This window comes from Kitasatospora sp. NPDC101155, assembly GCF_044768305.1.
GTDB lineage: Bacteria > Actinomycetota > Actinomycetes > Streptomycetales > Streptomycetaceae > Kitasatospora.
On sequence record NZ_JBIWPN010000001.1, the window covers coordinates 311692 to 318585 of the forward strand.

7 protein-coding genes, 1 tRNA gene and 1 pseudogene are annotated in these 6894 nt (G+C 70.1%); 5 read left to right on the forward strand and 4 right to left on the reverse strand.

What is annotated here, in order from left to right; all coding sequences use genetic code 11:
* Positions 1 to 44 precede the first annotated feature (44 nt).
* Positions 45 to 935 (forward strand): metal-dependent hydrolase, encoded by an 891-nt coding sequence (locus tag ACIRYZ_RS01510; protein WP_402938067.1) that lies wholly within the window; start codon positions 45 to 47, stop codon positions 933 to 935.
* Positions 936 to 1002: 67 nt separating this feature from the next.
* Here the strand turns inward: ACIRYZ_RS01510 and dcd are convergent, their stop codons facing one another.
* Both dcd and ACIRYZ_RS01520 read right to left on the reverse strand, forming a co-directional pair.
* A complete protein-coding gene (dcd, locus tag ACIRYZ_RS01515) occupies positions 1003 to 1578 on the reverse strand; it encodes a dCTP deaminase (protein WP_402938070.1) in 576 nt (191 codons plus the stop codon).
* Between the two features lie 72 nt (positions 1579 to 1650).
* A complete protein-coding gene (locus ACIRYZ_RS01520; RefSeq protein ID WP_402938072.1) occupies positions 1651 to 1872 on the reverse strand; it encodes a hypothetical protein in 222 nt (73 codons plus the stop codon).
* Between the two features lie 278 nt (positions 1873 to 2150).
* On the opposite strand from ACIRYZ_RS01520, the gene ACIRYZ_RS01525 reads away from it, so the two are divergent.
* Positions 2151 to 2224 (forward strand) — tRNA-Gly (locus ACIRYZ_RS01525).
* Between the two features lie 319 nt (positions 2225 to 2543).
* On the opposite strand, the gene ACIRYZ_RS01530 is transcribed toward ACIRYZ_RS01525, so the two are convergent.
* Positions 2544 to 2888, reverse strand: a complete 345-nt coding sequence (locus ACIRYZ_RS01530; RefSeq protein ID WP_402938075.1) for a hypothetical protein — start codon at positions 2886 to 2888, stop codon at positions 2544 to 2546.
* 574 nt (positions 2889 to 3462) lie between these two features.
* Here ACIRYZ_RS01530 and ACIRYZ_RS01535 point away from each other — a divergent pair.
* Entirely contained in the window at positions 3463 to 4389 is a 927-nt protein-coding gene (locus ACIRYZ_RS01535) for a hypothetical protein (RefSeq protein WP_402938078.1), read from the forward strand.
* A 251-nt stretch (positions 4390 to 4640) separates the two neighbouring features.
* On the opposite strand, the pseudogene ACIRYZ_RS01540 reads toward ACIRYZ_RS01535, so the two are convergent.
* Positions 4641 to 5030 (reverse strand): annotated as a pseudogene (locus ACIRYZ_RS01540) (NUDIX hydrolase).
* Between the two features lie 993 nt (positions 5031 to 6023).
* Between ACIRYZ_RS01540 and ACIRYZ_RS01545 the strand changes: the two are divergent.
* Positions 6024 to 6287 (forward strand): transcriptional regulator, encoded by a 264-nt coding sequence (locus ACIRYZ_RS01545; RefSeq protein WP_402938509.1) that lies wholly within the window; start codon positions 6024 to 6026, stop codon positions 6285 to 6287.
* Positions 6288 to 6323: 36 nt separating this feature from the next.
* A complete protein-coding gene (locus ACIRYZ_RS01550) occupies positions 6324 to 6707 on the forward strand; it encodes a transposase (protein WP_402938081.1) in 384 nt (127 codons plus the stop codon).
* The last annotated feature ends 187 nt before the right edge of the window (positions 6708 to 6894 follow it).

A 6894-nucleotide genomic window follows, 5' to 3' on the forward strand; every position in this document is an offset into this window, starting at 1 on the left:
AGGGCCCGCTCGACCTCGTTCGTCCACAGCCACCGGAGCCAGCCATGACCCTCCCCACCACCCACGTCAGCTTCCCGGCCGGGGCGGTGACCGGAGAGTCCCCGGTGCTCGCGGTGCACCCGCTGGCCGACGGCCGGTACGCCGTGGTGACCGGGGCGACCCCGTTCCACCCGCTCGACCACACCTGGCCCGACCAGCCGGCCGACCACGGCACCCTGACCGTCGACGGCGCCGAGCTGGCCGTGGTGGACTGCCTCACCGGCGCGGTCGGCCCGGACGGCGGCGCGCCGCTGGTCGGCGCCGAGATCCCGGTGAAGCGCGGGGACGAGGAGTGGTCCTGGCTGGTCCTGCACGTCCTCGACACCGACCCCGGTGACATCACGGGCCGCACCGCGACCCTCGCCGTCGACGCCGGGCGCCGGGCCGCCCTGAGCGCCTCGCACAGCGGCTGCCACCTGCTCGCCCTCGCCCTGAACGCCGCGCTCGCCCCGCGCTGGCGCAAGGACCCGGGCCGCTCGGACGCCTTCGGCAACCCCGACTTCGACAGCCTCGCGATGGCGAGCTCGGTGATGGACACGGAGGCCAGCACCGACACCTACCGGCTCGGCAAGTCGCTGAAGAAGAAGGGCTTCACGGCGGACGCCACCGAGGAGTTCCCCGCCCTCGCCGACGCCCTGCCCGCCCTCACCGAGGCCGTCAACGCGCGGCTCACGGCCTGGGTCGCGGCCGACGCGCCGGTCCGGATCGAGGTCCCCGGCCCCGAGCTCACCGCCCGCCGCCAGTGGCACTGCGAACTGCCCGAGGGCGGCGCGCAGATCTTCTGCGGCGGTACCCACCTGCACCACCTCGGCGAGCTCGCCGAACTGCGCACCGAGCTGCGGCTGTCCGAGGACGGCACCGAGCTGGTCGCGGTCACCAGCCCCAAGCGGGCCTGAGAACGCCGCGGGCGGCCACCCCTCGCGGTGAGGGGCGGCCGCCCGCCGTGCGTGCACTCTGCCGGGATCAGACCGCGGTGCGGTGGAAGTTCAGGTAGGAGCGGGACGGCGTCGGGCCGCGCTGGCCCTGGTAGCGCGAGCCGTAGCGCTCGGAGCCGTACGGGTGCTCCGACGGCGAGGAGAGCCGGAACAGGCAGAGCTGCCCGATCTTCATCCCCGGGTACAGCTTGATCGGCAGCGTCGCGACGTTCGACAGCTCCAGCGTCACGTGGCCGCTGAAACCGGGGTCGATGAAGCCGGCCGTGGAGTGGGTGAGCAGGCCCAGCCGGCCCAGGCTCGACTTGCCCTCCAGCCGGGAGGCCACGTCCTCGGGCAGCGTGATGACCTCGTACGTCGAGGCCAGTACGAACTCGCCCGGGTGCAGGATGAACGCCTCATCGCCGTCCGGCTCGACCAGCCGGGTCAGGTCCGGCTGCTCCTCGGAGGGGTCGATGTGCGGGTACTTGTGGTTCTCGAACACGCGGAAGAAGCGGTCGAGGCGCACGTCGATACTCGACGGCTGGATCATCGCCGGGTCGAACGGGTCGATGCCGACCCGGCCCAGGTCGATTTCGGTCCGGATGTCCTTGTCAGAGAGCAGCACGCTTCGAGGTTACGTGCACGACAGGGCCCCGGACGAATCCGCCCGGGGCCCGTTACGTCCTTCCGACGGCCGTCAGGCCAGGAACTCCGCGGCCTCCAGCCGCATCGCCCGCGTCAGTTGCGTCGTCGACAGCTCCCGTACGTCGGCCAGCACCGAGCTCCGGAGCCGTCCGCACTGCGGACAGCGGATCAACCGCCCGGGCCCGAGCCGCCCGGGACCGAGGTTCTGCATCGGGAACGTGGTGGTGCTGAACAGGTGCCCCTCGGCACAACGAACGACGGCGCGCTGCTCCATCGATCCCCTTCCCATCCCTAACCCAGTACTCACCCGTACTCATCGCGCCCCGGCGGCCAGGCCCCGGGACAGCGTCACATTAGGGGATGTTCCGGACATTCCACACCATGGCTCGCCGCCCCGACCCCACGCCCACCGGAGCACTTGCACGCGGCCCAAACAGTACGCCCCCCGCCCACCCCCACCCCGCTCCGCCACGACCTCGGACCGGCCGTGCAACCACAGTCACGGATGGGGTACAGTGACACTGGATCGAGCGGTCTCTGACGGCTCATCAGGCGGGCGTAGTTTAATGGTAGAACATGAGCTTCCCAAGCTTAGAGCGCGAGTTCGATTCTCGTCGCCCGCTCCATACCGAAAGCCGCAGGTCAGTGACCTGCGGCTTTCGTGTTGTCTGGACCAATTCGAGCCAGCCGTGCCAGATCCGTGTCGGAAGGCCACTGGCTTGGCGTCTGAGTAGCGGATTCCAGCTCGCCGGCCCGACCCGTGGAGCGCGTGGGCGGCAGTCGCCCCAAATGGCGAACTCCACTTCCTGTGGCCCTCATCACGCGGCCTGCCAGGGTCGGCTACCGATCACCGTGTGTGGCCGCTCGTCGAGCACGGTGAGCGGCCAGGCCCACTTGTCGGCGCTCGACAACTCGTGTGTCCAGTGGGGCTGCCAGGCGCCGTCGTCAGCCTGCGGTGCCGGGGGCTTCCGCGAGGCGGGCGTCCTGGTCGGGCGAGAGACCGAAGCGGACGGCGTGGGGGCTGTAGGCGCCGCCGCAGAGCAGTACGCGGCTGGCGTGGGTGGCGGTGGCGGCACCGCTGAGAGGGGAGCCTCCTTCGAAGGACCAGGTCTCGCCGTCCCAGAAGGGGTGATCGAGCAGGGCCTCGGCGAGGGCGGCCGTGGCCTCGGACGGAGTGCCGATGGCGGCGAGGGCGCTGGCGACGGTCGCGGTGGCATCGGCCGGCAGCTCGGCGTCACCGAGGATGGGCAGCAGGAGCAGCAGCGTTCCGCCGCCCGCTCCCTCCTCCACGCGGGCCCGACCGCCGGTCGAGTCGAGGACGGCACGGCTGCCGCCGCCGTCCTCACCTGGCGCATCCGCCGCGACACCGCCCTACCCGCCCCGACCACACTCAACGAGCGCCGCACCTGCCGCACTCGCCAAGAGCCCCACCACCCGCACACCCGCCACCACGGCCGCGCCTACGCCAGACCCCACCTCCTCACCAGCGCCGCCACACACCCGGGCCACTCGGGCTGGGCGCTGACCCCGCCGCCGAAGCAGCTCGACGGACACCACCCACCGTCCCTCTGGGCCTCTGCATGTCGCATGCCTGCCATCCGCCACGACGTCATCAACCTGCTGCTCGAAGCGGATTGCACGGTCCGCCCGGACGCCAACATCTAGACCAACAGTCAAGGTGGCTTCCCCGCACCAGCGTTGCGATTCCAGGGCTGGCGGCGTAACGCACGCGTTCGGCGCCGTTGCCATCGAGCCGCCGACACCGCCGTCGCTGACCAGGGCCGACGGGCACCAGCGCTGAACCATATGCACCTTTGTGGCGTCTTCTGCCCCAACACCCATCCCGATCAAGGAGCTCCCCACCGTGGACGTCCACCCCGTCACCGCCCTGTTCCCGATGCTCGGCCCCGACGAACTCCTCGACCTCGCCGTGGACATCGAGTCCAACGGCCTGACCGAGCCTGTCGTTCTGGACGAGGACGGTGTCCTCCTGGACGGCCGCAACCGCCTCGCCGCTTGCGAACTGGCCGACGTCGAAGTCCGCTTCACCACCTATCAGGGCGACGACCCGGTCGGCCTGATCGTGTCCGCCAACCGCCAGCGCCGGAACACCAACCCGGGCCAGCGCGCCATGATCACCGCGATGGCGCGCTCACTCTCACAGCACTCCTTCCCCTCCGCCATCGCCCGCCACGGCATCAACCTCACCCGCCTGTCCATCGCCACCACCGTGCTCGAACACGCCCCGGACCTCGCCGAACAGGTCCGCGCCGGCACCCTCCCCCTGAACGCCGCCTACACCACCGCCCGTAGACGCAAGGCCGATGCCAAGGCCCTCCTCGCCCAGCACGCACGGCTGCGTCGGCAGGCCCCGGACCTCGCCGAGCAGGTCATCGCCGGTCACCTCGCCCTCGCCGAGGCCACTGCGGCCCTCGACGCCCGCCAAGAGGAGGAACACCTCCGCAGGCGTGTCGAGGAGATCGACGCCATTCGCCTCGCCGACGGCGACACCGAGCCCTCCTTCGCCCGGGCCGCCGAACGCGGCGACACCGACTGGCGCCACGCCCACGAGCGCGCCGAGCAGTACCTCGCCCAGCGTCACGACGCCATCCGCCAGATCCAGCAAGGCCTGGCCGGCATCGCCGAAGCCTGGAGCGCCGTCCAGGAGATTGCTCACCACCCCCGGAGCCCGTACGCCCGGGAAGTCCTCAAGGGCCTCACCGGTCCGGCCCGCGCCCTCGCCAACCGTCTCATCGCCCTCGAAGCCGCCTGCGCAATGGGCGGTGCCTGACACCACACCTCGCCGTCCTCACGGCCAAGGTGGAGATCCGATTTCCTACGGTCGGACGCGTGCACCCGCGCGGCCCTGGCGAGGCCGGCCGGCGCGCACCGTACGGGCACCCCGTCAGTCGCCCGCGCCATGCAGCCGCCGACGCAAGGCCTGGCGGAATGTGCCACCTGCGCGCGGCGCTGACCGCGCTTCAGCCGACCGACGCGGGAGCGATCCTGCGTCGGCCAGCTGAAGCGCGGCCGAGGCGCCCGTCAGTCGAGGAGCACCGCATCCAGGTATGCCTGCACCGGTTCGAACAGCCCGTACGGGACGGACACCGGGATGTCTGCATGCGAGATCCAGGCCAGCTCGGCGACCTCTTCGGGGGCCGTGACGTCGGCCTCTCCGGACTCGGCCGCACAGGCCAGGTACGACATCCAGCGTCCCGTCTTGGGGTGGACCCGCTCGCCGAGTGACCTGGTCACCGTCACCCTGAGCCCGGTCTCCTCTCACGTCTCACGGATGGCAGCTTGCTCGGATGTCTCGCCAGCCTCGATCTTGCCGGCTGGGAACTGCCAGGACAGGTCGCCCTCGGCATGTCGGTGTCGCACCATCAGTACGCGGCCTCGGCGCACGATCACCGCTGCCGCGACACTGGGCAGCCCGTCGGATAACTGACCTGTGAGAGTACGCCGGACATCGGTCCGACGCTGGCAGGCGCCCGCGGAACGCCCTGATCTCAGGCGGTGCGCTGCATCGGTGCGTACCGCAGGAGGACCGCGTCGCCGACAGTGGTGGCGTCGAGGAGCTTCAGCTTCTCCTGGCGGAATTAGTGGGACGCCTGCCTGATGTGATCAGTCCACTCGTGTTCCAGGATCGAGTGGGTGATCGAGTCGCGCCAGGCGCCGTGGACGAAGACGTGGTCGCGGATCCGTCCGTCCTCGGTCATCCCACTGCCGCTACTGAGACCACCCGCACCGACCGCGAGAGGCCCGCTCCCCGTCACGCCTGAACGCCCCGGGCCCGACCACGGCCTGGGGCGTTTCTGCGTTCCCCGGCGGCTGCCAGCCCTCCCACTCGCGCGAGCAAAACTATTTGCGCGTCAGGAAAGTAAATGCCACACTAACAACGGAAGCGGGGCCGAGGAGGGCCCCATCGCACGGAGCAGGGGGGTAAACCGTGGATGCGCAGGAGGCACTTCGTATCGCCGGCGCCGCACAACGGTCCGCGTCGGGCAGTCAGATGCCGGCGTGGGGGCCATCAGTGATCGCGGGCTTGTTCGCGACCGGATTCGTGGGAGTGGGAGCCGCGCTTCTCCCGCAGATGCCACGGACGTTGAGCTGGGCGTTGCTCATAGTCGCGCTTGTGTCGTGGCTCTTGATGGCACCCATGGCGTTTCGCCGTTGGGGCGGGGTTCTTCCGCAGCTCACCGGTCGCAGCAGTGCCCAGCGTTGGACGGACGTGGCGCCGACCTTGGTGGCCGGACTGGTTGCTGTCGTCGTCTGGGCGACTGCTGGGCTTGCGTGGATGCTCATCGTCAGCGGGGTCACCATGGGCGCGGCGGAGTGGTACCGACTGACTAGGCGAAGCCAGTGAGCCCCGCATCGGGTGGAGGCCTGGACGCGTCGTTCCAGCACCCCACGCGGCTGGCTGTCGTGGCCTTTCTCTCCGGCTGTGCCGAGGCCGACTTCCGAACGGTCCGCGATCAGTGCCAGGTATCGGACTCGGCCTTGAGCAGGCTGGCAACCGCGCTGGAAGCCGAGAACCACGTCAGGATCCGGAAAGGGTACTTTGGACGCCGACCACGTACCTGGCTGTCCCTGACCCCCTCGGGGCGGGAGAGTCTGGCGGCTCACCTGTCCGCTCTGCAGGAGATCGCCGAGCGCAATGCGCGCAATGCGGCGGCCCTGAACCAGTAGTGCCGCCAACGCAAAAGCACCGGTGGGTGCCCAGTGATGCCCCCGGGTGAGAAACTTGACATCGTCCTGCGAGTAATCTCCGGTGAAGTCTCCGTCTCGCAAGCGGCCCGCCAGGCCAAGGTCTCCGAGCAGTCCGTGGGAAACTGGAAGTGCCGGTTCATCGCGGCCGGCCGGCAAGGCCTGGACGGTGCTGAACGAAGAAACGCCGAACGGGAGCGCCAGCTCCTCGCCGAAATAGCGGAACTAAAGGCCGCCCTCGGCGAGATTTATGTTCAGCTCAGGAGCAAGCGGCAGAGTGTGGACTATCGTACGGTCCCTTCTCAAGCCTTGAGGCGATACGGATCGACGCCGGGCTCAGCGTCTCAAGGTTCTGCCGAATTCTCCAGGTACCCCGGCGGAAATACTCGTGGTGGCAGATGAGGCCCCGCAGTCTCGCAGAGTCCGGCCGTGTGCTCACGGATGAACGTTCATTCTGAGCTACGAGCGTGGGGGGGGGGCCGGGGGGGGGGGGCCCCCCCCCCCCGGGGGGGGCCGGCGCCCCCCGCGCGGCGATGCCCGGGGGCGGGGCCGCTAACGGACCCCCACCGCGGGGTTAAAACGGCCCCCC

What these genes read in the sequence shown, in the direction of transcription:
- ACIRYZ_RS01510 (WP_402938067.1), top strand. Translation starts at nt 45, where the DNA reads ATGACCCTCCCCACCACCCACGTCAGCTTCCCGGCCGGGGCGGTGACC.
- ACIRYZ_RS01520 (WP_402938072.1), bottom strand. Translation starts at nt 1,872, where the DNA reads ATGGAGCAGCGCGCCGTCGTTCGTTGTGCCGAGGGGCACCTGTTCAGC.
- ACIRYZ_RS01550 (WP_402938081.1), top strand. Translation starts at nt 6,324, where the DNA reads ATGCCCCCGGGTGAGAAACTTGACATCGTCCTGCGAGTAATCTCCGGT.